We start from the raw sequence: 25514 nt of genomic DNA on the forward strand, positions 1-25514 counted from the left end.
GACCCTCCACCGAGGACTCATCCATCGAACCGAGGAAACGGAGGCCGTCATGGCTGCCACCCCCGCCCCAGCCGTCGTCCGCGGCGACACCACGACCCCGCTCGTCACCGCCGCCGAGCTGCCCCCGCTCACCCATTTCATCGACGGCGCCTTCGTCGAGTCGGCGGCCGGTGCGTCCGGTGCAGCCGGTGCGGCCACTTCCACGACGACGATCGTCAATCCGGCCGACGGCACCACCATCGCCGAGGTGGCCGAGGGCGAGACTGCCGACGTCGATTCCGCGGTGGATGCGTCCCGTCGGGCCCTACCGGCGTGGAAGTCCACGACTCCGAAGGAGCGGGCCGACATTCTGCTGGCCATCGCCGATCGCATCGAGGACAACGCGGACCTGCTCATCCGCCTCGAGTCGCTGAACACCGGCAAGCCGCGTGTCGTGTCCGAGGACGATATCTCGATGTCGGCCGATACCTTCCGCTTCGCGGCCGGCGCCGGCCGCGCCTTCACCGAGATGGGTGCCGGCGACTATGTCGAGGGGCACACCTCGGTGATCCTGCGCGAGCCCGTCGGCGTCGTCGGTGTCGTCGTGCCCTGGAACTATCCGCTGCTCATGGCCGCGTGGAAGATCGGGCCGATCCTCGCCGCCGGCAACACCCTCGTCCTCAAACCCTCCGAGCAGACCCCGCTGTCGACGCTGAAGTTCGCCGAGCTCGTCGCCGACCTGCTGCCCGCGGGTGTCCTCAACATCGTCACGGGCCTCGGGCCGAGTGTCGGTGCGCGCCTGTCGAGCCACCCGGACATCGATCTCGTGGCGCTGACCGGCAGCGTCGGCAGCGGCAGGGCCGTGGCGACGAGCGCGGGCGAGAGCCTCAAGCGGGTTCACCTCGAGCTCGGAGGCAAGGCCCCGGTGATCGTCTTCGACGACGCCGACCTGCAGGCGGCCGCCGAGGGCGTGCGCAATGCCGGGTACTGGAACTCGGGTCAGGAATGCGGTGCGGGCACGCGCGTGCTCGTCCACTCCTCGGTGGCGGAGAAGTTCACCGAACTGCTCGCCGAACAGGTCGGCAGCTACACGGTCGGTGACCCCCGCGGCGGAGAGTCGGTCGAACTCGGTCCGATGATCTCCGAGGCGCACTTCGAGCGGGTCACGGGCTTCCTCGACCGGGCGATCGCCGATGGTGCGAAGCCGGTCGTCGGCGGTGGTGCGCTTGAGGGCCCCGGCTTCTTCGTCGCCTCGACCGTGCTGGCGAAAATCGCTCCCGGCTCCGAGGCTTCTCAGGAGGAGATCTTCGGGCCCGTCGTGACGATCGAGACCTTCGAGACCGAGGACGAAGCGCTGACACGGGCCAACGAGGTCCCCTACGGTCTGGCCGCCTCGGTGTGGACCACGGATGCCGCGCGCAGCCTCGACGCTCCCCGGCACCTCGACTTCGGGACCGTGTGGGTGAACTCGCACCTCGTGCTTGCCGCCGAAGTGCCATGGGGCGGATTCAAAGGCTCCGGCTACGGCCGCGATCTCTCGATCTACGCGCTGAACGACTTCTCCCGCACCAAGCACGTGCAGATCAACCACTCCCGCTGAGGGCCGAGAGCGCATCGAGCGCAGGCCGCAGCGTCGAAAGCAGAGTTCAGGGAACCCGCTTTCGACGCTGCGGCGTGCTTTCGTCGTCGAACTGGGTCGAACTGGGTCGAACTGCGTCGAGCTGCGTCGAGCAGCTCAGCGCAGGACGACGGTCCTCTTCCCCGAGAGGAACACGCGGCCGTCGCAGTGCCACTTCACGGCATTCGACAAGGCCTTGCATTCGGCATCACGGCCGGCGGCGACGAGGTCTTCGGGACCGAAGGAATGGTCGACCTCGACGAGCTGCTGGGCGATGATCGGACCTTCGTCGAGTTCGCTGTTGACGAAGTGCGCGGTCGCACCCACGGTCTTCACGCCACGTTCCCACGCCTGGTGGTAGGGCTTGGCCCCCTTGAACGAGGGCAGGAACGAGTGGTGGATGTTGATCGCCCGACCCGTCAGCTCCCTGGCCAGATCGTCGGAGAGGATCTGCATGTAGCGGGCGAGCACGACGAGGTCGACCTCGAAGCGGTCGACGAGGTCGAGCAGCTTCGCCTCCGCCTCGGGCTTGGTCTCCTTGGTCACCGGCACCCGGAAGAACGGGATGTGATGCCATTCGACGAGCTCACGGTGGTCCGGGTGGTTCGACACCACTGCCGCGATCTCGATGGGCAGCTCTCCGATCTGGGCGCGGAAGAGCAGGTCGTTGAGGCAGTGCTCGAACTTCGAGACCATGATGAGCACCCGCCGCTTCTGGCCCTGCGGCCACAGCTGCCAGCGAGCATCGAACTCCTCACCGAGAGCGGCGAAGTCCGTCCGCAGCGCATCGATGCCGTTGCCCGGCTCTTCCGAGACGCTGAAGTCGATGCGGAGGAACAGCCGCTTCGTGTACTGGTCGTCGAACTGCTTGAGCTCCTTGATGTCACCCCCGTGTTCGAGCAGGGCGCCGGTCACCTTGTGGAGGATGCCGGGACGTTCGTCACATTCGAGGGTGAAGATGAAATCCTGCATGTCACTATTCTTTCTCACGAGGGCGGAGAGTGCGATTCCAGAGAGTGCGATTCCTCAGCGATTCAGCACTCGACGACGTTGACGGCGAGTCCGCCGCGGGATGTCTCTTTGTACTTCGATTTCATATCGGCCCCGGTCTGGCGCATCGTCTCGATGGCCTGATCGAGGCTGACCCGGTGGCTGCCGTCGCCGTGCATCGACAGCCTGGCGGCGTTGATCGCCTTCACCGAGGCGATGGCGTTGCGTTCGATGCAGGGGACCTGCACGAGTCCGCCGACGGGATCGCAGGTCAGCCCGAGGTTGTGCTCGAGCCCGATCTCGGCGGCGTTCTCGACCTGTTCGGCAGACCCGCCAAGGGCTGCGCACAGTCCTGCGGCAGCCATCGCGCAGGCCGATCCGACCTCCCCCTGGCAGCCCACCTCGGCGCCGGAGATCGAGGCATTGCGTTTGAACAGGATGCCGATCGCTCCGGCCGTGAGCAGGAACTTCACGATGGCCTCGTCATCGTCGCCGCTGACGAACTTGACCATGTAGTGCAGCACCGCGGGAATGATCCCCGCAGCACCGTTGGTCGGGGCGGTGACGATGCGCCCGCCCGAGGCGTTCTCCTCGTTGACGGCGAGCGCGTAGAGGTTGACCCATTCTAGGGCGTCGAGCGAACCGGTGGCCTGGTACTCGGCGTCTTCGAGCCTGGCCCGCAGCTCGGGGGCACGGCGGCGGACCTTGAGCCCGCCGGGCAGAGTCTTCTCCTCACGAGTGCACCCGTTGTGCACGCATTCGCGCATCACCGACCAGATCCGCAGCAGCTTCTCCCGCAGCACGGTCTCGTCCTGTCGGGCGCGTTCGTTGACGGCCATCAGCTCGGCGATGCTCAGCTCGTGCGTCCGGCACTGTTCGAGCAGCTCATCGGCGGTGGAGAAGTCGATGACGTCGCGGGCTTCGGTGCTGACTGCTTCGTCCGCCTGCTCCGCCGCGAGCTCCTCGGCGGTGACGACGAATCCGCCGCCGACCGAGTAGTACTCGCGCTCGATGGTCTCATCGTCGGTCTCCGCGCGGATCCGCATCCCGTTGGGATGCCCCGGCAGGGATTTGCGCAGATGCAGCTTGAGGTCCGTCTCCGGTTCGAATTCGATGAACAGTCGCCCGCCGAGGTGGAGCTTGCGCTGCGTTGTCACCTCCCCCACCAGCGGTTCCACCTGATCGGGATCAAGCGTTTCGGGGTCGAAGCCTCTTAAGCCCACGAGGACCGCCGAGTCCGAGCCGTGGCCGATGCCGGTCGCGGCCAGTGATCCGTAGAGACCGACCCTGACCCGCCGCACGCGGTGGAGGACTCCCTGTCCCTCGAGCTCCTCGACGAACCGCAGGGCCGCGCGCATCGGCCCCACGGTGTGGGAGGACGAGGGGCCGATGCCGATCGAGAAGAGATCGAGGACGCCGAGTGCCATCAGCCGCTGCTCTCGGCTCCGGCCGCCGTCTCGGCAGACACGAACTCGGCAGACACGAATTCGGCCATGCCGTCGAGCAGCCAGCGGACTGCGAAGTCCGCGAAGCTCGCCCGCGGGTAGATCCGATACTCGTGGTCCGCAAAGTGGTGGAGGATGATCGGCACCGGCCCCATCTGGGTGACGATCGCGGTGCCGACTCCGAAGACGCGCGGGTGGATGTCGGCGCGGATGCTCTTCTCGAGGACTTCGCGGGCCTTGGCACCCGAGAGTTCGAGGATCGTGCGGTTGGCCGAGAGCTCGACGGCCTGTCCTGGTAGCCCCTCGAGGGCCGCCTCGGCGACGAGGGTCTCACCCGGCTGCTGAGCACGGGAGACGTCGACGGCGAGGAACTCATCGGGACCCAACCACAGGGCGTGCAGTCCGGCACCGTCGCCGGTGACCTCACCGACGCGCCTGGGCAGGGCGAGCCCGAGGGCGTTCTCCAGCGCCTGCCCGGAGGCCGATCCCGGGATCGCGCGCAGGCCGATCTGGGGGCGGAACGCCAGTTCGCGCAGGGCCACGGCATTGCCTCCGCCGGCGGTGGCCCGGGCCATGTCCTGACTCAGGTGGGCGGCCGGGGATACGCGCAGGTCATCGAGGACCTCGGCGGTCTCACGGGTCTGGGTGGAATACGAGGTGTCAGCCATCGCGGCGGTTCCCTTCTGGGTCGTAGAAGACGGGTGAGGTGATCTCGACGTCGACGAGTTCGCCTCCGAGCGGGGACTGGACGATCTCTCCGGTCCGGTTGCGGCCGTTCTCGACGAGCGCGAGGCCGATCGGACGGTCGAGCGCCGGTGACATGTACGAGGAGGTGACGTGGCCGATCATCGGCACCGGACCCGCCTCGGGGGTGACCGGGGTGCCCGCGGTGATGAGCTGCGCACCTTCGGCCAGCCGGGTGGTGCCGTCGACGGGGAGAACCCCGACGAGGTGTTTGCGGTCCTCCCGTGCCGTGTCGATCCGGGAGTAGGAGCGTTTGCCGATGAAGTCCTTGACCTTCGAGACGATCCACTCCATGCCCGCGTCCTGCGGGGTCACGGTTCCGTCGGTGTCCTGACCGACGATGATGAAGCCCTTCTCCGCACGGAGGACGTGCATGACCTCGGTGCCGTAGGGGGTGATGTCGAACTCGGCTCCCGCCGAGGCTGTGGCCTCCCACACGGCCAGGCCGTAGTAGTTCTCGACGTTGATCTCGAAGGCGAGCTCTCCGGAGAAGGAGATCCGGCAGATGCGTGCCGGGATTCCGTTGGTCAGGGTGGTCTCCCGGAAGCCCATGAACTCGAAGGCCTCGTTGGACACGTCGAGGTTCGGGGCGAGCTTGGCGATGACATCGCGCGAGCGGGGTCCGGCAACCGCGACGGTCGACCATTCCTCGGTCACCGAGGTGAAGACGACGTCGAGGTGCGGCCATTCGGTCTGGTGCCATTCCTCGAGCCATTCGAGCACGGTCGCGGCACCGCCGGTGGTCGTGGTCATGTAGTACCGGTCCTCGGCCACGCGCAGGGTCACGCCGTCGTCGAAGACCATGCCGTCGGGCTTGCACATCAGCCCGTAGCGGCCCTTGCCGACCTTGAGTTTCTTGAACCCGTTGGTGTAGATCTGTCCGAGGAACTCACCGGCATCGGTGCCGCGGATCTCGATCTTGCCGAGGGTGGAGGCATCCTGGAAGCCGACGGATTCGCGCACGGCCTTGCCTTCGCGCAGCACCGCGGCATCCATGTCCTCGCCCGGGCGAGGGTAGTACCAGGGTCGCTTCCACTGTCCGACGTCTTCGAACTCGGCACCGTGGGCCACATGCCAGGGGTGGATGGCGGTCACGCGTGCCGGGTCGAAGAGCTCGCCCTTGCGGCGGCCGGCCAGAGCCGCGAAGGGCACAGGGGCGAAGGGGGCGCGGAAGGTCGTGTGTCCGACCGCGCCGAGGTCGTTCTCCCCGAGCACCGCTGCGATCGCACCGATCGCGTTGACCGCGCTCGTCTTGCCCTGGTCGTTGGCCGTGGAGATCGAGGTGTAGCGCTTGATGTGCTCGACCGAGCGCATGCCCGCGTTCATCGCCCGCTGCACATCGGCGACGGTCTGATCGCGTTGGAGGTCGATGAACTGGCGTGCCGCTTCGTCCTCACCGGAATCCGCGGTCGTGACCAACCACAGCGGGCGGGCCGGTGCGAAGGCCGTGGGTTGGGCCTGTGGGGTGACCAGCTGGGCGGGGAATCCGGTCCGGTTCGCGGCGGCGCTTCCCGCCTCGGCGCCCTGTCGCAGGGCGGCTTCGAGCGAGTACTCGCCGGTGATCGCGCCGACCGTGAACTGGTCGCGCACAGGGGTCGTCGGGACGAAGGCGGCGATGTCCTCGCGCCATTCGATCGGGCCCTTGCGCTGTCCGTGGAGGTGGATGACCGGGGAGAATCCGCCGGAGACTGCGAGCAGGTCGGCATCGATGTCCTCTCCCGCCGAGGCGGCCACGCCGTCCTCGTCGAGAGCGGCGACGCTCACCCGGCTGAGTCGCCCGGCCGGGCCGTCGCCTGCGGTGCCGGTGACCGCGGAGCCGAGGATGAGGCGGGTGCCCGTGGCCTCGGTGGTCTCCTGGGCGATCGCCGAGGCGGTCGTCCGGGAGTCGATGATCGCGGGCACGGTCACGCCTGCCGCGTGGAGTTCACTCAGAAGTTCGTAGGCCGAGTCGTTCGTCGTCGCGACTGCGACGTTCTCACCCGCGGCGACGCCGTAACGGCCCAGATACGTCCGCACAGCCGAGGCGAGCATGATGCCCGGTCGGTCGTTGTCGGTGAACACGATCGGACGTTCGTGGGCGCCGGTGGCGAGGATGACCTGCCCTGCGCGGATGTGCCACACCCGCTGGCGGGTGGCGGCCCGGGTGGAGCCGTGGGAGTTCGCGTTGCCGTTGCCGGCCTCGACCACGGTCTGGGTGCGGTCTTCGAGGGCGAGGAAGAAGTTCGAGTCGTAGCTGCCGAAGACCGTGGTGTTGGGCACGTACTGCAGCTCTTCGGCCGCGGCGAAGCCGTCGACGGTGGAGGCGATCCAGTCGGCGGCGGCCATCTCGTCGATGGTCTCGTTCGGGGTCGAGCGCAGCGAACCGCCCGGGAGGGACTGGTCGTCGAGGAGCAGCGTGCGGGCACCGGACTTGCCGGCTTCTCGGGCCGCTGCCAATCCGGCGGGACCGGCGCCGACGATGAGCACATCGGTGTGCACGTGCTTGTGTTCGTAGACGAGTTCGTCGCGGTCGGGGTCGAGGATGCCCAGACCCGCGAGGTAGTCGGCTTCGAGGCCTTCGGTGATGGGCACGCGGGTGGCCGGGAGCATGGATTCGGCCACATCGCCGTCGAGGCGCGGGTGGACGCGGACGAGGGCGTTGGACTCCTCGATGCCGGCGCTGATGATGCCCCGGGCCCGGCCCAGGTAGGTGGAGTTGCCGCAGTCGATGCGGCCGGCGGCGATGAGCGCGCTGGCGATCGTGTCACCGGCGAAACCGGTGTAGGTCTGGCCGTCGACGCTGAACGTCACTGGCCGGGAGGTGTCGATCCCGGTGGCGCCGGGCAGTCGAGTGGTCGTCATCGAACCGCTCCTTCGGATGTCGTCGGGCGCGGATCGCCCATCGGGTAGATGGCGGTGAAGTCATAGGTCACGGTGTCGCGGACGGCGTTGAACCATTTGCGGCAGCCGAGGCTGTGGCTCCACCTCTCGGCGTAGGCACCGCGGTCGTTGTCGCGGTAGAAGAGGTACTCGGCCCACTCCCTGTCGGACAGCGCATAGGGGTCCTCGGGGTAGGGCACGTGGGCCTGTCCGCCGTAGTGGAATTCGGTTTCGTCGCGGGGCCCGCAGTTCGGGCAGCTGATGAGAAGCATGGGGTGTCCTTCCTGGTCCGGTCCGCGCTCAGTGGGCCACGGCGGCCGCGCCGTGCTCGTCGATGAGGTGGCCGGTCTCGAATCGTTCGAGGGCGTAGGGGGCGTTGAGCGGGTGGGGGTCGTCGTTGGCGATGGTGTGGGCGAAGGTCAGTCCTGCTGCCGGGGTTCCCTTGAAGCCTCCGGTGCCCCAGCCGCAGTTGACGTAGAGGCCGTCGACCTCGGTCTTCGACACGATCGGCGAGGCGTCGAGGGTGACATCGACGATTCCGCCCCAGGTGCGCAGCACATGGGCGCGGGAGAAGATCGGGAAGAGTTCGACCGCGGCGGCCAGCTGCTCCTCGATGACGTGGAAGCCGCCTCGTTGGCCGTAGCCGTTGTAGGAGTCGACGCCGGCACCCATGACGAGTTCGCCCTTGTGGGCCTGGGACACGTAGACGTGGACATGGTTGGACATGACCACGGTCGGGTGGACGGGTTCGAAGAGTTCGGAGACCAGGGCCTGCAGCGGATGGGACTGGATGGGCAGGCGGATGCCGGCCATGTCTGCGAGCACGGAGGAGTCGCCGGCCACGCACATGGCCACGCGTTCGGTGGCGATGTTGCCGCGGTTGGTGCGCACTCCCACGACCTTGTCGCCGATGCGTTCGACACCGGTGACCTCGCAGTTCTGGATGATGTCGACACCCATCTCATCAGCCTTGCGGGCGAAGGCCCAGGCGACGTGATCGTGCTTGGCGATGCCGGCACGCGGCTGGTACGTCCCGCCCATCACCGGGTAGCGCAGGTCGTCGCCGATGTTGATGATCGGGCAGACTTCCTTGACCTGCTTGGGGTCGAGCCATTCGGCGTCGACGCCGTTGAGGAAGTTCGCGTTGACCCGGCGCTGGGATTCGCGCACGTCCTGGAGGGTGTGAGCGAGGTTGAGCACGCCGCGCTGGGAGAACAGGAAGTCGTAGTCGAGTTCCTCGGGCAGCTGCTCCCAGAGTTTGAGCGACTTCTCGTAGATCGCCGCGGACTCGTCCCAGAGGTAGTTCGAGCGGATGATCGTCGTGTTTCGGGCCATGTTGCCCCCGGCCAGCCAGCCGCGCTCGAGGATCGCGATATTGGTCATGCCGTGGTTCTTGGCCAGGTAGTAGGCGGTGGCCAGGCCGTGTCCGCCGCCGCCGATGATGACGGCTTCGTAGGATTTCTTCGGCTCCGGGTTGCGCCAGAGGAAGTCCGGGTGTTCCGGGAGTTGGTCTGCCATCAGCGTGCTCCGATCTCTGCGACGGTGGGGTAGAGCGGGTGGGCGGTGGCCAGGGCCGTGACCCGGGCTGACAGTTCGGCGATGGTCTCCGGGGAGGCGCCGCCGTCTTCGGTGCCGGCCTTGAGCGCCTCGGCGATGATGTCGGCCACCTCGGCGAAGGCGTCCGAGCCGAATCCGCGGCTGGCCAGGGCGGGGGTGCCGATGCGCAGCCCCGAGGTGACCATCGGAGGCCTGGGATCGTTGGGCACGGCGTTGCGGTTGACGGTGATCCCCACCTCGGCGAGGAGGTCCTCGGCCTGTCCGCCGTCGAGCACGGAGTCGCGGAGGTCGACGAGGACGAGGTGGACGTCGGTGCCGCCGGTGACGATCGAGATGCCACGTGAGGCGACGTCATCCTCGCCGAGGCGGCGCGCCAGTTCCGAGGCTCCGGCCAGGGTGCGGCGCTGCTTGTCGACGAAGGTGTCGGTGGCGGCGAGTCCGAAGGCCACGGCCTTGCCGGCGATGACGTGTTCGAGGGGTCCGCCCTGCTGGCCGGGGAAGACTGCGGAGTTGATCTTCTTCGCGACGTCCGCGTCGTTGGTCAGGATGATGCCGCCGCGGGGGCCGCCGAGGGTCTTGTGGGTCGTCGAGGACACGACGTGGGCGTGCGGCACGGGTGAGGGGTGGAGTCCGGCGGCGACGAGTCCGGCGAAGTGGGCCATGTCGACCATGAGGTAGGCGCCGACCGAATCGGCGATGCGGCGGAACTCGGCGAAGTCGAGCTGGCGGGTGTAGGCGGACCAGCCTGCGACGATGAGCTTGGGTCGGTGCTCTTCGGCGAGGCGTGCGACCTCGGCCATGTCGACCCGGTGGGTGTCATCGCTGACGCCGTAGGCGACGATGTTGTAGAGGCGACCGGAGAAGTTGATCTTCATCCCGTGGGTGAGGTGGCCGCCGTGGGCGAGGTCGAGGCCGAGCACGGTGTCGCCGGGGCGGATGAGCGCGTGCATCACCGAGGCGTTGGCCTGGGCGCCGGAGTGGGGCTGGACGTTGGCGTGCTCGGCGCCGAAGAGGGCCTTGACGCGGTCGATGGCGATGCGTTCGATCTCGTCGACGTGTTCGCAGCCGCCGTAGTAGCGGCGTCCGGGGTAGCCCTCGGCGTACTTGTTCGTCAGCACCGAGCCCTGCGCGGCCATGACCGCGGTGGCCGTGTGGTTCTCCGAGGCGATCATCTCGAGGCCCTCGCGCTGGCGGGCCAGCTCCGCGTCGATGAAGCCGGCGATCTCGGGATCGAGCTCGCCGATGGGAGTGCTCAGCTCAGCGGGTTCGCGGCTGGGGAAGTCTGCGCTGTCGGGGTGTGCGAACTCGGTCCGGTCGGGACGGCCCACGATCTGGTCTGTCATCGGATCTCCTTCGATCGTTTGATCGTCAACTAATATATCAGATGTGTTCCTGTAGTGTATGCAGAGGAATCGGATGAATGCAATGCATCCGCAGCGAGTTTCTTCAGGAGTCAGTTCATGCGCAGCCCGGCCGACGCGACGTCGCCGAAGACGTCCCTGGCCACGCGAGCGTATGAGATCCTCCGGCATCGTCTGATCATGCTCGACATCGCCCCCGGCGAGGCCATCAACGAGGCGGCGCTCAGTCTCGAACTCGACGTCGGCCGAACACCGATCCGCGAGGCGCTCAAGCGACTCGAGAGCGATCACCTCGTCGTCTCCTATCCGCGGCGGGGCACCTTCGCCTCGAACGTCGATCTCACCGACCTGTCCACGATCTCCGAGATGCGCGAGGTCCTTGAGCCGATCGCCGCGCGCAAGGCGGCCAGGAACCTCACGTCCGCCCGGCGCGATGAGTTCACGACCACGATCGCCGAGCTGCGCACCCTCGAGGCCGGCGATGACCAGCGCACGCTGATGGAGCGCGACCTCGAAGTGCACCGGCTCATCTACCGTTCGGTCGACAACCCGCACCTCATGGAGACCCTTGTCCGCCTCGACGATCTGGCCACCCGCATCTGGTGCCTCGTCATCCCGCAGATCCCGGACCTCATCGGCCACATCCGCGAGCACATCGACCTGCTCGAGGCCGTGCTCGACGGCGACGACTCCGCGGTCGCCGAGCTCGCCGGCGAACACGTCCGCGAATTCGACAAGACCCTCCGCGCCGCCCTCCGCTGAGGCCCAGCTCCACCAGGGCTGTGATCTGCTCCCTCCGACGTTCCGCGGCTCGCTAAGTGGTCACTCTGGGCCGATCTCGCCACGCAGAATCGGCCCATTTCGTCCTCCCTCGCCCCCAGTCATCGCCCCACCCCACAGCTCACGCCACTTACCCACTCGCCACACCTTCACCGCCGGAACTGTTGATTTGATCACATCCTGATGTATTCTGGTCGCCGACTGATGTATCAGTTGTTGATCTGAGTTGCCTTCCGGCCACGCAGCCGATGCGCAGACATCAGCTCAGCCACCCTCAACGAAGAAGGAACATATGGCAGACAACATCACCACCACGAACAATCTCGGCACCGCGGAGAAGACGAGCGCGCTGCGCGTCATCACCTATGCCGGCGCGATCATCGCCTTCCTCATCGGCTCCGGATTCGCCACCGGCCAGGAAATCCTCCAGTACTACGCCTCCTACGGGTTCTGGGGAGTCTTCGGCACGGGCAGCCTCGTCCTCATTCTCATCTCCTATGTCGCCGTCGAGTTCTTCCTCACCGGCCGCCGCGAGCAGTTCGAGAAGCCCTCGGGCGTCTTCTACCACTACTGCAGGAAGTACCTGGGCACGTTCTTCGACTACTTCTCGATCCTCTTCGTCTTCTTGAGCTTCACGGTGATGATCGCCGGAGCCGGGGCCGTCTTCGAGGAGTACTACGGACTCTCCAAGTTCATCGGCGGCATCGCCCTGGCCGTCGTCGTCGGGCTCACCGTGTGGTTCGGCCTGACCAGCCTCGTCGACATCATCGGCAAGATCGGCCCCATCATCGTCGTCGTCGCGATCGCCCTGGGCATCTACGGCATCATGCGCGATCCCGAAGGCATCTCGACCGGCAACGCCATCCTGCCCACCCTCGATGTCACCCAGGCCTCCTCGAACTGGTTCCTCTCCGGCCTGTCCTACGTCGGCTTCTGCATGCTCTGGCTCGCCGCGTTCCTCTCGGCTCTGGGCAAGACCGTGAAGAACCGTCGCGAGGCCACCGCAGGCGGACTCGTCGGCGGCATCGCCTTCTCCGTGGCGTGCATGGTCGTCGGCCTCGGTCTGCTGGCGAACATGGAGCAGGTCTTCGACGCCGAGATCCCGATGCTTGTCCTCGCCAGCAACCTCGGCCCCTGGGTCGGCGCGCTCATCTCCGTGATGATCCTCGCCGGCATCTACACCACGGCGATTCCCCTGCTGTGGACGGTCTCGGCGAGGTTCTTCGACGACAAGACGGCGAAGTTCAAGTATCTGACCGTGGGCCTGGCAGTGCTCGGCACGATCATCGGCCTCGTCCTCCCGTTCTCGCAGATGGTCAACATCGTCTACGTCATCAATGGCTACGTCGGCATCGTCCTCCTCGCGCTCATGCTCATCCGTACGATCCGCCACCTGGCGACCCGGAAGAAGAGCTAGACCCTCGCCGAGGCGGCCCGCCGTTCCCGCCGACCGATGAGCAGGGCCCCGCAGGACTGATCGTCCTGCGGGGCCCTTCGTCGACGCTGCCGTTCCACGCGGCTCGCGCTTACGCCTCGTGTGTGTGCGCTGGCTACCTGCTCGAGACCCGCCCGAACAGATTCGCGATCGGTGCCAGCAGCAGCGGCCTGGCGGCGAACCAGCCGCCCACGATGACTGCGAGTGAGACGACGAACCAGATGAAGCCCACCCAGTTGAGCGCGTCCGTGCCGGCGAACATGTGGTTGAGGTTCTGTCGCATGCCCGTGGCGAAGACGAGGAACACGTGGATGAGGATGAACACGACGAAGAAGATCATCGTCGGGAAGTGGATCGCCCGAGCCAGCGGCGCCGGGTAGATCTTGTTGAGCTTGGCCGCGTCCTTCGGCCACCATTCGCTCATCCGCACGCCCGTGATCGCGGCCAAGGGTGCGGCGATGAACACGACGATGAAGTACATCAGCTGCTGCAGCGAGTTGTAGTTGACCCAGCCGTTCTCGGCCGGCCACTCCAGCGTCATGTACTGCAGCATCGCCGAGATCGCGTTCGGGAAGACCTCCCAGCTGGTGGGCACGATCCGCGCCCAGTGCCCGGAGACGAAGAGCAGCACGACGAAGACGACGCCGTTGGCCAGCCACAGCAGATCCAGGCCGGTGTGCAGCCACAGATTGATGCTGACCTTCTTGCCGCCCTTCTTCGGGGTGTAGAACGCCGGCGGCTTCTGCTGGTGTCGCACCTGCAGGCCGGAGCGGATGATGAGGACCATGAAGAAGACGTTGAGGAAGTGCGTCCATCGCGCCCAGGCCGGGAAGCCGTCGTCGACGAACTCGGGCAGGTGGTATTCGCCCGGGTAGCGCTCGAGGAACTCCGGGACACCCGGCAGAGTCGTGACCCCGCGGGCGGCGAGGATGATGATTCCGGCGGCCACGACCACGGCGGCCAACCAGCCGCCGCCGAGCTTCGCCCACTGACCCAGCGACTTCGAACCGATCATGATCGGTTCCTTCTTTGCCGCCGGCTTGTCCGCGGACTTCGCCGCAGCCGACGATCCCGATGAGGTGGACGCTGCCGACGAAGACGATGCCTTCGCCGCCGGAGCAGCGGTCTTGGCTGCTGGTTTCTCCGCGGTCTTCGCGGCGGGCTTCTCGGCCTGCTTCGCCGCTGGCTTGGCCATCGGCTTGCGCTGGGCGGGCTTGTCCGTGGACTTCGCCGCAGGGGCACCCATGGGTTTGCGCTGAGCGGGCTTCCCGGCGGCAGCTCCCATGGGCTTGCGCTGGGCAGGTGCGTCGGCGGCTTTCGCCGCCGGCTTCTCCTCAGCCGAGGCCTCCTTGGCCTCATCGTCCTGCGCGGCCTTCGCGGAGCCGGAAGCAGCAGCCGCTGTGGCCCCGGCGGCAGCACCGGCGCCCGCGGCGGCACCGGCAGCGCCGATTCCGCCGATTCCCGAGCGGCGGCGTTGCGGTTTCTGCTCCGCCGGCGCCGAGGTGGTCGAATCGTCAGGCGCCGAGGTAGCGGAATCGTCAGCCGCTGCTGCTGAGTCCGGGCTCGGGGTCTCAGCTGAAGTCGCTTCGGCATTGGAGCTCGCGGCGGGCGCTTCCTGAGCCTCGCTCGCGGCAGCGCTCGACTTCATAGCGCTCGACTTCACGGCCGAAGCGGGTGCGAAGCCTTCGGGCGGCCAGGGGTCTCCCCCGGCGACGCGGGGCAGGCCGCGGCGCAGCGGAACGTCGCTGACTCCGTTCGAGCCAGCGTCGGATCCGCTTGCGGCAGCAGCAGCGGCGCCACCGGCAACAGCGCCAGTCGCGGCGCCGGCACCTGCCGCGACCGGGGCCGCGGACGACGACTCGTCAGAGGTGTCCTCTGTCGTCTCGGATCCGGCTTGGGTGTGGGAGCTGGCGTCGCTCGGGGCGTCTGCGCCCGAATCTGCCGGGGCGTCTGCACCCGAGGCGGCCGGAGCCGCCGCGGGTGCCGAACCGGTGCCCGCAAGCGCGAGCGCCTTGGCATCGGCGGGTGCAAATCCCTCCGGAGGCCAGGAGTCTCCCGCGGCGACGCGGGGCAGGCCGCGACGCAATGGGACATCGGCCGCTGCAGCAGCGGGCGCAACGTCATCAGTATCGGAAGCGATCTCGGCCTCGTCGGCCGAATCATCGTCTGAGCCGGAGGCGACGGCAGCCGCGCCGACACCTGCTCCGGCCGTCGCCGCGGCAGCAGTTGCCGCGGCGGAAGTGTCGGGTTCGTCGACCTCGTCGACGTCCTGTCCATCGATGACCTGTTCGGCCACGGCGGACTCGCCACCCGCGGACTCGACCGCAGGGGCGGCCGACGATGACGGTGCCTTCACACCGGCGGGGGCGAGGCCTTCGGGCGGCCAGGGATCTCCGCCCGCGACGCGGGGCAGTCCCCGGCGCAGCGGAACATCGGCAGCAGCAACGGCAACATCTGGCTCATCCTCGGCAACCGCCTCGGTGTCAGCATCGTCAACCGCATCAGCCTCGTCGACGTTGTCGCTGTCGTCGAACGACTCGGCCTCATCGAACGGCTCAGCTTCACCGCCCGATTCGGCCTCGGGCACCGCCTCGGCGACCGGGGCCTGGGACTCCACACCGGGAGCCGCGGACTCCTCGAGGTCATCCGCGGTTCCCGGTTCGAACGTTGCGCCCGGTTCCAGCGGTTCACCGATGGTGCCCTCGGGCGGCCAGGGGTCTCCGCCTTCTACTCGGGGCAGACCCGAGCGCAGCGAACTGGAGTATGTGGCCATATCAGGACTGTTTCTCTTTCAAGGTCTCGATCGACTGCGGGACGACCTTGAACAGGTCGCCGACGACACCGTAATCGGCGATGTCGAAGATCGGGGCTTCGCCGTCCTTGTTGACCGCGACGATCGTCTTCGAGGTCTGCATGCCGGCCTTGTGCTGGATCGCACCCGAGATGCCGAGTGCCACGTAGAGCTGCGGCGACACTGACACACCGGTCTGGCCGACCTGATGGGACTGGGCGATGAATCCGGCGTCGACGGCGGCACGCGAGGCACCGACGGCCGCGCCGAGCACATCGGCGAACTCGCCGACGAGTTCGAAGGACTCCTCCGAACCGACGCCGCGTCCACCGGATACGACCTTCTGCGCACCGCGCAGCTCGGGCCGCGAGGAGGTCTCCACGATCTCCTCGAAGGATTCGATCGTGGCCGCGCGCTTGCCGGAATCGGCGACCTCGAGGGCCTGATTGTTCGCCGCCTGCGCTTCGCCGCGGGTCTCGATCGCACCGAGACGCACGGTGATGACGGGGGCACCGAAGGTCGGGGCCGCGGTCGAGGTGTAGCCGCCGCCGTAGACGGAGTGGTTGGTCACGATGCCTTCGGAATCGCGTTCGAGGCCGATCGCGTCGACGTTGATCGCCGAGCCTGTGCGCACGGCGTAGCGGCCGGCGATATCGCGACCGTCGAGCGTGTTGGGCACGAGCACCGCATCGGGAGCGCTGAGCTCGGCGGCGGCTGCGACCGCGTCGACCGCGGCGGTGCCGAGATTGTCCCCGGCCACCTCGGCGGTCAGGGTGGCCACGGCACCGAGGGAGGAGGCCTGCTCGGCGGCCGCCTCGGCGCCGGAGGCGGCGAGGACGAGCGCGACGGGCGAACCGATCTCACCGGCACCGCCGAGGAGCTCGGCGGCCGGCTTCTCCAGCTGGCCCTCGGAGTCAGCGGTCAGGACGACGAGAATGCTGTCTTGTGGGAATTCGGACATGAGCGTCTCTCCTTAGGCCAAACGGTTCTGGATGAGGAATACGGCGAGGTCGGCGCCGCCATTGCCTTCGTCGACGACCTTCTCGCCGGCTTCGCGCGGCGGCTTCTCGGCCACGGAGACCATGATCGAGCGAGCGGTCGACTGATCCTCGGCATCGACGCCGAGGTCGGCGAGGCTGATGACCTCGAACGGCTTCTTCTTCGCGGCCATGATGCCCTTGAAGTTCGGGAAACGAGCTTCCGGCAGGGCCTCGGTGATCGAGATGACCGCGGGCAGCTCGGCGCTCACTTGCTGCTTGCCGCCTTCGATTCCGCGCGTGCCGGAGACCTTGTCGGCGCTCAGCTCGACGCTGCTCAGACCGGTCACATGCGGGTAGTCGAGGTGTTCGGCGAGCATCGCCGGCATCATGCCGCCGTTGCCGTCGGTCGAGATGTTGCCGGTGACGACGAGGTCGTACTCGCCGCGGCGGACCGCCGCCGCGAGGATCTCGGCGGTCAGGCCGAGGTCAGCACCGGGCAGGCCCTCGTCGGCGATGTGCACGGCGTTGTCGGCACCCATCGCCAAACCCTTGCGGATCGTGGCGGTCGCGGTGTCGGGCGCCATCGAGATGACGCTGATCTCGGTATCGCCTTCGCCGTCCTTGTAGGACAGAGCGACCTCGAGGGCACGCTCGCCGATCTCATCGAGAACGGCTTCCGAGGCGCCGCGATCGGCCAGCCCCGTCTCCAGATTCAACTTCCGGTCCCCGTATGTGTCCGGGACCTCTTTGACCAACACCGCGATCTTCAAGGATGACTCCTTTTCCGTGAAGCAGTTCAATGTGCACTGAGACTTCCGTCTCATAATCTACAGTCGGCGCTTCGCCGTCCGACAGCCGGGTCCGCTTCTGGCCCCGAACGAATGCTCAGGAACCATGGTACGTGGTCTCCACCACACGGAACACTTTTACTGTACGAACGATCGAAAACTTCGGTGATGCCGACTCTACTCGAAGCCTCGCCCGAGGTCATCCCCACGAGTGGCCCTAGAATGAGACTCATCCCGGCATTCGGGCGGGACCGACGCCGACATCAACGACGAAGGAGCGCCTCGTGGCATTCGACCTCGACGATATCGATCGCAGCATCATCGCCGCTCTCGTCGAGGACTCCCGCCTCAGCGTCCGCCAGTTGGCAGAGCGAGTCCACATCTCCCGGTCCGCCGCACACAAGCGCTTCTCCGCCCTCATCGAGTCCGGCGCGATCAGGCGGTTCACCGCCGAGGTCGACCGCAGCGCCCTGGGCATGACCGTGACCGCGGTGGTCGTCGTCAAGATCGGCGACCGTCCGTGGCCCGAGGTACGCGATGAGCTCGCCAAGCTTCCGTTCGTCGAGAAGGTCCAAGCCGTCAGCGGAGACATCGACGCCCTCGTCACCGTCAACGCCCCGGACAACACCGCACTGTCCCAGGTGATCCTGCGCCGCATCCACGAGGTCCCCGGCGTGGTGTCCTCCCGGTCCCTGCTCATCCTCGACGAGGCCGAGGGCCACCGGCCCGGCTCGAACGGCTGATCCTTCGAACGGCTGAGTCAGGGAGCGGTTGAGCCTTCGAACAACTGAGTCAGGGAGCGGAGAACGCAACGAGCCCACCGCGCTCGACCGGAATCGGTCCGTGGCGCAGCGGGCTTGTCGGCACAGCGGGCTCGAGGATCAGAGCCGCCGACGCGGGTCAGTCCTTCTCGTACTCCTGAATGGCCTTCTCCGCGAGTTCGAGTCCGTACTTCGCATCCGCGTATCCGGCGATCGTGGCCTTGCCGATCGGGTAGACGTGTCCTGCCTTGGCGGCGGGCAGTTCCTTGAACACGGCCGAGTCCACCAGGGTCTCGGTGAGCTCGTCGTAGTCACCGCGCAGATCGGAGTTGACGAAGATGATGTCGGCATCGGACAGGCTCGCATCGAGAACCTCCATGGAGATCTGCGCTTCCGGCTCGACCTTGCCGGACTTGTTGCCGCCCTGCGCCGCCTTACCGTACTTCTCGACCATCTTGTCTTCGTCGGCCGACCAGTCGAAGCCGATCGGGCTGAGGATGGAGCCGAGCATGTTCTTACTGCCCCAGAGATAAGCGGAATTGTCTTCGTAGGAGGAGGCGACACCGATCGTGGTGCCTTCGGCGGCATCGCCGTACTCATCGGCAAGCCGTTTCTGCTCGGCCTCGAATTCGCTGTCGAGCTGTTCGAGTTCATCGGTCTGATTCACCGCGTCCGCCACTTCCTGGACGCGCTGCTTCCAGTTCGCACGGTCGCCGCCGCGCAGGGTGAACTGGTAGACCGGAGCGATCTCCTGCAACTGCTCGATCATCTCGGGCTCAAAGGTGTTCGGGGACAGGATGAGGTCGGGTTCCGCCTCGGCGATCTTCTCGAGGTCCGGCGCTTCCTGCGCGAATTTCGGGATCTCGTTCAGCTGATCCAACCACTCCTCGGGCACGGCCGATTCCATGAACTCACCCTGCCCGACGGGCGGGAGGTCGAGGTCCATGAGCGTCTCCGTCGCCGCATAGTGCAGGGTGACGATGCTCTGGGGATCGGCCGGCACTTCGACCTCGGACCCGCTCGAGTCGGTGACCGTACGGGTCTCGCTCGAGGCCTCCGCGTCGTCCGCGCTTCCGCTTCCGCAGCCGGCGAACAGCGCCAATCCTGCGACACCCGCGATCAGGGCAGAGCTGATGCGATTGATTCTCATGGTTTCCTTTCGAGATTCCTGCGTCGGCCGGGACTCAGGCGCTCAGCGTCGGGTAGCGATGACGGCGCGGCGGAAGCGTCCGAAGCCCCAGCCGATGTCGACGACGTCGACGGTTCCGGCCGGCAGCTCGGTGAGCATGCCGCGCAGCTCCTCGCTCGTCAGCGATGCATGTCCGGTGGTCGCGAAGGTGGACACGAGCTCTTCGGCCTGGTGATCGTCCTCTTCCGCCTCATCGGTGAAGGGTTCGACGATGACGAGACTGCGGCTGGCCTTGAGGATGTTCGCCAGCAGGCTGCGCATCTCCTCGCGGCTGCGTCCGGTCAGCCCGGCGAGGAGGAGGGTGGCATCGACCTCGGGCCAGAGCGCCTCCCCGCTGAGCGCGGCGGCCCCCGGGGTGTGGATCGACCGCCCCGAATCCGGAGCCTTCCTTGTCAGGGCGGCGGCCACCTCGGCGCCGGCGTCCCCGGCCAGGGCGATGCTGGCAGCGGTTCTGATCGGATCGAGGTCGAGGATGATGTCGAGCACGTACTGCAGGTGGTCGAGGGTGCGGCTGCGGTGGGCGGCGTCGAGGGCCTCGTCGTTCGCGCGCAGCGCCGTCCAGCTCTGGGCATCCGTCGCCGAGGCGCGTGAGGTCCTGGCCGCATACCCGCCCTTGAGGACGTCGAGGAGATCGACGACGGAGAACAGGTCGAGCAGGGCCGGATCCTCGAGGTTGAGTCCGTCGGCGGACCCTTCGCTGGTCAGCACCGCGCCGGTGGGGGTGTTCCGGTAGTTCTCGCCCTCACGTTCGAGGAGCCCGAGCGCACTCATCGCGGTCAGCACCACCCGTGCGCCTTCGGTGTCGATGCCGAGTTCCGCGGCGATCGCGGCAGGAGTGGTGACCCCGCCGGCCACGAGGTCGTTGACGCCGAAGCTGACCGCGACGCGGGTGATGATCGGGGGCAGGATCTCGGTCATCTCGTGCACCTGGTGGAGGACACCCAGGGTGCCCTCGGAGGCGTCGGTCGAGCCCGCGGCGCCGGAGTCGACGGCGGGACCGGAAGGCTCAGCGCTCGCGGCGGTGTCGCCGGCCGAGCCCGAGACGCCCGTGCCCGCGACGGCCGCGCCTGCACCGCCGGACACTGTGCCTGCACCGGCGGTCGCCATTCCTTCGCTGCCGGCCGCGGTCTCCGGCACCGCCTCGGCGTGGCTCGCCTTCTTCGTCGTCATCTTGCGCCAATAGCCGACGACCTCGACGTCCTCCTTGGGCAGGCCGAGGTCCCGGCGCAGGTAGCGGCGGATGGGCGCGATGGTCATGGTCTCGCCGGCGCACCAGGCGAAGGTCCGCCCGGCGGGCAGGGCCACATTCTTCACGGCTTCGTACATGAGGGTGGATTCGCCGGGCGGGGTGGAGCCGCGCACGAGCCAGTCGATCTCGACATCGGCATCGGTGGGGATCGTCTGGATGTCCTCGGCGGTGGGGATCTCGACGATGATGTGGCCGCGGGTGCCGGCGGGGGCCTCCTCGAGCCACCGCCCGACCGCGGGCAGTGCGGTTTCGTCGGCGATGAGCAGATGGAAGTCGATGCCTTCGCTGATTCCGGCGCACGTCTTCGGGCCGGCGAACTTCAGCGAGTCGCCGATGTTGACGGTGAAGGCCCAGTCGGAGGCCAGTCCGGAGTCGTGGCGGACGACGTCGAAGGTGAAGGACTTCGCCTCGGGGTCGACGCTGCGGACCGTGTAGTCGCGGGTGAGGTTGAGCGCTTCGCGGTTCCAGTTGAACCGGAAGTCCTCCTGCTCACCGATGTGGAGGTCTTCACGTCCGGGTGGGGGAATGACGAGTTTCACGTGATCGTCGAAACCCTCGGAGCGGAATTCCGGCCGCAGCATCCCGTCGACTTCACCCGCCGCCAATTGATCGCCAGCCACTGTTAGGCGTCGCATATTGGGGGTGATGTCCGTGATGCCGGTGACTTCCACCTCTCGCAGGATGATCGGTAATACCTGCAGAGGCCTGGAAGTGCGCGGCATGTATTCAGCTCCGAGGGTTCCTTGACGTATGAAACAGTGAGAAACAGGACTCGCAACTTCAAGCAGGTGTGTCGACTGCCTTAATGAAATACGAATGTTTCCTATATCTCATAGGTTACCCTAACCGGGGGTGGGGACCCGCACAACCCGTTGCCGGAGATTCTTGTGAAATGAGACGTCGAAGCCCGGATTCTCAGTGCCGAGCGCGGCCACCGGCGGGCCGGTGTCTTATATGTCGGAACCGGCACCGAGGGTCCGGCGGACGGCGCGAATCGTCAGTTCGAGGCCGCGCGCACGCGCGGACGGGTCGGCCGCCTCGGCGGCTACCGCTGGGGAGAGATCTGAGGTCGGGCCCACCCACCGCAGAACCGCCGGCCAAATGTCCACCCAACCTCACCGAAGCGGGCCGGTTCGTCCACTCTTCGCGACACAGATGACCGCCCGTCTCCACCTGTCTTCCAGGCATGGAACCGTGACTCGGCTCACGTCACCATGGGGTCATGACCATCGACGTTCCGCCCAGCACCGGCCGCGCTCTCCCCCAGCTGCAGCCCATCAGCTTCATCGGCCCCGACGGCAGCCCCACCGACGCACCGACCGAGGGGCTGAGCATCCCCAGCGACCGCACCCTGCTCGGCCTCTACCGGCAGATGGTCCATGTCCGTCGCTTCGAAGCTCAGGTCACGCACCTGACCCGGCAGGGCAGGCTCGCCACCTACCCCTCTGCGGCCGGGCAGGAAGCCTGCGAGGTCGGAGCCACCACCGCGCTGGCACCGAATGACTGGCTCTTCCCCACCTATCGCGACTCCGCGTCGCTGCTGACCCGCGGCGTCCCGGTCGCCGAGATCCTCGCAGCCTTCCGCGGAGATTGGCACTGCGGCTTCGACCCACATGAGTACCACACCTCACCTGCAGCGACACCGCTGGCCACGCAGACCCTGCACGCCACCGGCTTCGCCATGGCCGCCAAGCTCAAGGGCACGGACGCGGCCACCCTGACCTTCCTCGGCGATGGGGCGAGCAGCGAGGGTGACACCCACGAGGCCTTCAACTTCGCCTCTGTCTGGCAGACGCCGACGGTCTTCGTACTCCAGAACAACCAGTACGCGATCTCGACCCCGCTGCGCGAACAGTCGAACGCGACGATGCTCGCCGACCGCGCCGCCGGCTACGGCATGCCCGGAATCCGCGTCGACGGCAATGATGTCGCCGCCGTGTTCGCCGCCGTCGCGGCCGCCCTCGAACGGGGACGGAACGGCGAAGGCCCGACCCTCATCGAGTGCCTGACCTATCGCATGGAGTCGCACACGAACTCCGATGACCCCACGAAGTACCGCGACTCCGAAGAGGTCGAGCACTGGAAGCAGTTCGACCCCATCACCCGCCTCGAGACCTACCTGCGTTCGACCGGTGTCCTCGACGGCGCCGGATTCGACGAGATCACCGCCTCGGCCGAGGAGCTGGCCGCGAGCGTCCGCGATGCCATGAACGACGAGGCCGTCATCGACCCGAGCGAACTCTTCGCCCACGTCTATGCGACACCGCGCGCCAGCCTCGGCGAGCAGCAGAAGATTCTCGAAGCCGAACTCGCCGCGGCGGGGCGGGCATGAGCGTCGATGCCGAGGCCACCGCCTCGCCCACGGCGGACTCAGGCGTCGGCACCGCCGCCTCGGCGCCGGCACCGGTGACGATGACGAAGGCACTCAACGCCGCCCTGCGCGATTCCCTGGCCGCGGACGAGAACGTCCTCGTCTACGGTGAGGACGTCGGCCGCCTCGGCGGGGTCTTCCGGGTCACCGAAGGACTGCGGAAGGAATTCGGACCCGAACGCGTCTGGGACTCACCCTTGGCCGAATCGGGCATCGTCGGCACCGCGATCGGCATGGCGATGGGCGGGATGCGCCCGGTCATCGAGATGCAGTTCGACGCCTACGCCTACCCCGCGTTCGAGCAGATCGTGTCCCATGTGGCGAAGATGCGCAATCGCACGAAGGGCCGGGCCAGCCTGCCGATCACGATCCGGATCCCCTACGCCGGCGACATCGGCGGCGTCGAACACCACTCGGATTCCTCCGAGGCGTACTGGACCTCGACCCCGGGTCTGACCGTTCTCACGCCCTCGAATCCGGCCGATGCGTACTCCCTGCTGCGCGAGTCGATCGCCTCCGACGACCCCGTGATCTTCATGGAGCCGAAGTCGCGGTATTGGATGAAGGAGACCCTGTCCCTGCCCGTGACCACGGCCCCGATGAATCGCGCCGAGGTGGTCCGAGAAGGATCTGACGTCACCCTGCTGGCGTACGGGCCGACCGTGCGAACGGCCGTGGAGGCCGCCGAGGCCGGAGCCGAACACGGACTGTCCGTCGAGGTCATCGACCTGCGCACGCTCTCCCCCTTCGACGATGAGACAGTGAGCGCTTCCGTGCGCAAGACCTCGCGGGCGGCGATCATCCACGAGGCCGCTCAGTTCGGAGGCTACGGCGCCGAGGTGGCCGCCCGGGTCACCGAACGCAACTTCACCCATCTGTCGGCCCCGATCCTGCGGATCACCGGCTTCGACGTGCCCTACCCGTCCCCGAAGCTCGAGGAGTACTACTTGCCGACCGTCGAACGCGTGCTCGATGCCTTCGAGACCTGGGATTGGGAGCTGTGATGAGTGCGGATCTGAGTACCGGCGCCGACACGTCGGGCGCCTCCGCTGCGGGCTCCCCTGGCGCGGGCCCCTCTGCCGCGGGCACGCGTGACTTCATCCTGCCCGACCTCGGCGAGGGACTGACCGAGGCCGAGCTCATCTCCTGGAAGATCGCCGTCGGCGATGAAGTCCACGTCGATCAGATGGTCGTCGAGGTCGAGTCCGCGAAGTCAGTCGTCGAGTTGCCCTGCCCCTACGCGGGTCGGATCTCGGCCCTGCACGCCGCGGCCGGTGACACCGTCGCCGCAGGTCAGGCCCTGCTCACCGTCGCCGAGGCTGCGAGTGAGGTCGAGACCGCGCGTGAGGGCGAGACTTCGAGTGAAGGCGGCGGCGCCAACCTCATCGGCTACGGCACTTCTGAACCGAAGACTCGGTCATCGAAGAAGCGGTCCTTCGGATCACGCACCGGAGCGAACGCACCAACCTCGGCGACCACTCCCCCGGCGGCTGAGAAGTCGGTCGCCCCCGCGGAGGCCGGCGCAATGGCCACGGAGGCCGACGAAGAGTCGCGGGTCTCTCCAGTCACTTCCCCGCTCGTGCGTAAGCTCGCGAAAGACCACGGGATCAGCGCCAAACGCCTCGCCGGATCCGGTCCAGGCGGGATCGTCACCCGCGCCGATGTCCTCGCGGCGATCGATTCGGACACCGCGTCCCCCGCAACTGCCGCCGAACCGGTCCCCGTCGAAAACGTCCCCGCGGGGACGCCGAACGGGCTCGTCCCCGCGGGGACGTCAGCCGCCTCGGCGCGGACAACAGAGAATTCCCGCGATACCCGAACCCCGATCACGGGGCTGCGCAAGGTCGTGTCCGAACGCTTGACCAGGTCGCGCCAGGAGATTCCCGAGGCGACGATCTGGCTCGACGTCGATGCCACCGAGCTGCTGAACACGAAGCGCGCCCTTGAGTCGAAGACGGGAGAGAAGTATTCGCTGCTCTCCCTCGTCGCCCGCTTCGTCACGGCCGGGCTGAAGAAGTACCCGATCATCAACTCCTCGATCGACACCGTCGCAGGTGAGATCGTCACCCACGGTGACATCAACCTCGGTCTCGCCGCGCAGACCCCGCGCGGACTCATGGTCCCCGTCGTCCACGGCGCCGGTGAGATGAGCCTGCGCCAGCTGCGGGACTCGGTGTCCGAGACTGTCGGCAAGGCTTCCACCGGGAAGTTCAGCGGCGAGGAGCTGAGCGGCGGCACATTCACGCTGAATAACTACGGCGTCTTCGGGGTCGACGGTTCGGCCCCGATCATCAACCTCCCCGAGGTCGCGATGCTCGGGCTCGGCCGGATCAAGGACCGCCCTTGGGCCGTCGACGGAGAGCTGAGAGTCCGCAAGGTCATGTACCTGTCCTTCGTCTTCGACCACCGCGCCTGCGACGGCGAGGAGCCGAGTCAATTCCTCACCTTCGTCGCTGACTGCATCGAGAACCCGGTCTCGCTCCTGCCGGAGCTCTGATTACGCCGGAGCTCTGAACCGACCTGAGCCGTGAACCCCAGCACAAGGCACGTTCCAGAATACGGACCACTACACGACCCGCGTGACGCGCACCACTACCCTGGCCTACGCCGCCCACCG

General features: G+C 67.2%; 19 protein-coding genes. 7 read left to right on the top strand and 12 right to left on the bottom strand.

Translation table 11 applies throughout. The annotated features are described in order from the left end of the window. Window positions 1-49: 49 nt before the first annotated feature. Window positions 50-1579, top strand: a complete 1530-nt coding sequence (locus ACH82I_RS10525) for an aldehyde dehydrogenase family protein (protein ID WP_413332436.1) — start codon at window positions 50-52, stop codon at window positions 1577-1579. 135 nt (window positions 1580-1714) lie between these two features. Here ACH82I_RS10525 and purU read toward each other — a convergent pair whose 3' ends face one another. The 7 genes from purU to glyA all read right to left on the bottom strand — a co-directional run bounded on the left by purU (window position 1715) and on the right by glyA (window position 10535). Next, window positions 1715-2569, bottom strand: a complete 855-nt coding sequence (gene purU / locus ACH82I_RS10530; RefSeq protein ID WP_230745511.1) for a formyltetrahydrofolate deformylase — start codon at window positions 2567-2569, stop codon at window positions 1715-1717. 62 nt (window positions 2570-2631) lie between these two features. Then, window positions 2632-4014 carry an L-serine ammonia-lyase gene (locus ACH82I_RS10535; RefSeq protein WP_413332438.1) on the bottom strand — a complete coding sequence of 461 codons (1383 nt, stop codon included), beginning with the start codon at window positions 4012-4014 and terminating at the stop codon, window positions 2632-2634. Next, on the bottom strand, window positions 4014-4700 hold the full coding sequence (locus ACH82I_RS10540) for a sarcosine oxidase subunit gamma (protein ID WP_413332440.1): 687 nt from the start codon (window positions 4698-4700) through the stop codon (window positions 4014-4016). The genes ACH82I_RS10535 and ACH82I_RS10540 overlap by 1 nt, the downstream gene beginning before the upstream one ends. After that, window positions 4693-7617 carry a 2Fe-2S iron-sulfur cluster-binding protein gene (locus ACH82I_RS10545; protein WP_413332442.1) on the bottom strand — a complete coding sequence of 975 codons (2925 nt, stop codon included), beginning with the start codon at window positions 7615-7617 and terminating at the stop codon, window positions 4693-4695. The genes ACH82I_RS10540 and ACH82I_RS10545 overlap by 8 nt, the downstream gene beginning before the upstream one ends. Further along, window positions 7614-7907 (bottom strand): sarcosine oxidase subunit delta, encoded by a 294-nt coding sequence (locus ACH82I_RS10550; protein WP_230745515.1) that lies wholly within the window; start codon window positions 7905-7907, stop codon window positions 7614-7616. Before ACH82I_RS10550 ends, ACH82I_RS10545 begins: the two co-directional genes overlap by 4 nt. 28 nt (window positions 7908-7935) lie before the next feature. Next, entirely contained in the window at window positions 7936-9153 is a 1218-nt protein-coding gene (locus tag ACH82I_RS10555) for a sarcosine oxidase subunit beta family protein (RefSeq protein ID WP_413332444.1), read from the bottom strand. Further along, on the bottom strand, window positions 9153-10535 hold the full coding sequence (gene glyA, locus ACH82I_RS10560; protein ID WP_413332446.1) for a serine hydroxymethyltransferase: 1383 nt from the start codon (window positions 10533-10535) through the stop codon (window positions 9153-9155). The genes ACH82I_RS10555 and glyA overlap by 1 nt, the downstream gene beginning before the upstream one ends. 117 nt (window positions 10536-10652) lie before the next feature. Here glyA and ACH82I_RS10565 point away from each other — a divergent pair, with 117 nt between their 5' ends. Beyond that, window positions 10653-11315, top strand: coding sequence for a GntR family transcriptional regulator (locus ACH82I_RS10565; RefSeq protein ID WP_413332448.1), 663 nt, complete (start codon window positions 10653-10655; stop codon window positions 11313-11315). A gap of 310 nt (window positions 11316-11625) precedes the next feature. Then, on the top strand, window positions 11626-12750 hold the full coding sequence (locus tag ACH82I_RS10570; RefSeq protein WP_413332450.1) for a hypothetical protein: 1125 nt from the start codon (window positions 11626-11628) through the stop codon (window positions 12748-12750). Window positions 12751-12883: 133 nt separating this feature from the next. Here ACH82I_RS10570 and ACH82I_RS10575 read toward each other — a convergent pair whose 3' ends face one another. Genes ACH82I_RS10575 through ACH82I_RS10585 form a run of 3 tightly spaced genes read right to left on the bottom strand, consistent with a single transcriptional unit; the run spans window position 12884 to window position 17309 of the window. Continuing rightward, entirely contained in the window at window positions 12884-15541 is a 2658-nt protein-coding gene (locus ACH82I_RS10575) for a cytochrome b/b6 domain-containing protein (protein WP_413332452.1), read from the bottom strand. 1 nt (window position 15542) lies between these two features. After that, window positions 15543-16520, bottom strand: coding sequence for an electron transfer flavoprotein subunit alpha/FixB family protein (locus ACH82I_RS10580; RefSeq protein ID WP_413332454.1), 978 nt, complete (start codon window positions 16518-16520; stop codon window positions 15543-15545). Between the two features lie 12 nt (window positions 16521-16532). Then, window positions 16533-17309 (bottom strand): electron transfer flavoprotein subunit beta/FixA family protein, encoded by a 777-nt coding sequence (locus tag ACH82I_RS10585; protein WP_413332455.1) that lies wholly within the window; start codon window positions 17307-17309, stop codon window positions 16533-16535. A gap of 302 nt (window positions 17310-17611) precedes the next feature. Here ACH82I_RS10585 and ACH82I_RS10590 point away from each other — a divergent pair, with 302 nt between their 5' ends. Next, a complete protein-coding gene (locus ACH82I_RS10590) occupies window positions 17612-18070 on the top strand; it encodes an Lrp/AsnC family transcriptional regulator (protein WP_230745523.1) in 459 nt (152 codons plus the stop codon). 157 nt (window positions 18071-18227) lie between these two features. Here the strand turns inward: ACH82I_RS10590 and ACH82I_RS10595 are convergent, their stop codons facing one another. Together ACH82I_RS10595 and ACH82I_RS10600 are read right to left on the bottom strand one after the other, a co-directional pair. Further along, entirely contained in the window at window positions 18228-19238 is a 1011-nt protein-coding gene (locus ACH82I_RS10595; protein WP_413332457.1) for an ABC transporter substrate-binding protein, read from the bottom strand. A 42-nt stretch (window positions 19239-19280) separates the two neighbouring features. Beyond that, window positions 19281-21248, bottom strand: coding sequence for an SIP domain-containing protein (locus ACH82I_RS10600; RefSeq protein ID WP_413332458.1), 1968 nt, complete (start codon window positions 21246-21248; stop codon window positions 19281-19283). Between the two features lie 500 nt (window positions 21249-21748). On the opposite strand from ACH82I_RS10600, the gene pdhA reads away from it, so the two are divergent. The 3 genes from pdhA to ACH82I_RS10615 are packed head-to-tail and all read left to right on the top strand — an operon-like array spanning window position 21749 to window position 25394. Beyond that, window positions 21749-22858 (top strand): pyruvate dehydrogenase (acetyl-transferring) E1 component subunit alpha, encoded by a 1110-nt coding sequence (pdhA, locus tag ACH82I_RS10605; RefSeq protein WP_413332460.1) that lies wholly within the window; start codon window positions 21749-21751, stop codon window positions 22856-22858. After that, complete coding sequence (locus tag ACH82I_RS10610) at window positions 22855-23901, top strand: alpha-ketoacid dehydrogenase subunit beta (protein WP_413332462.1); 1047 nt, start codon at window positions 22855-22857, stop codon at window positions 23899-23901. Before pdhA ends, ACH82I_RS10610 begins: the two co-directional genes overlap by 4 nt. After that, on the top strand, window positions 23901-25394 hold the full coding sequence (locus ACH82I_RS10615; RefSeq protein ID WP_413332464.1) for a dihydrolipoamide acetyltransferase family protein: 1494 nt from the start codon (window positions 23901-23903) through the stop codon (window positions 25392-25394). The genes ACH82I_RS10610 and ACH82I_RS10615 overlap by 1 nt, the downstream gene beginning before the upstream one ends. The last annotated feature ends 120 nt before the right edge of the window (window positions 25395-25514 follow it).

It is taken from the genome of Brevibacterium sp. GP-SGM9, from assembly GCF_047300845.1.
GTDB lineage: Bacteria > Actinomycetota > Actinomycetes > Actinomycetales > Brevibacteriaceae > Brevibacterium.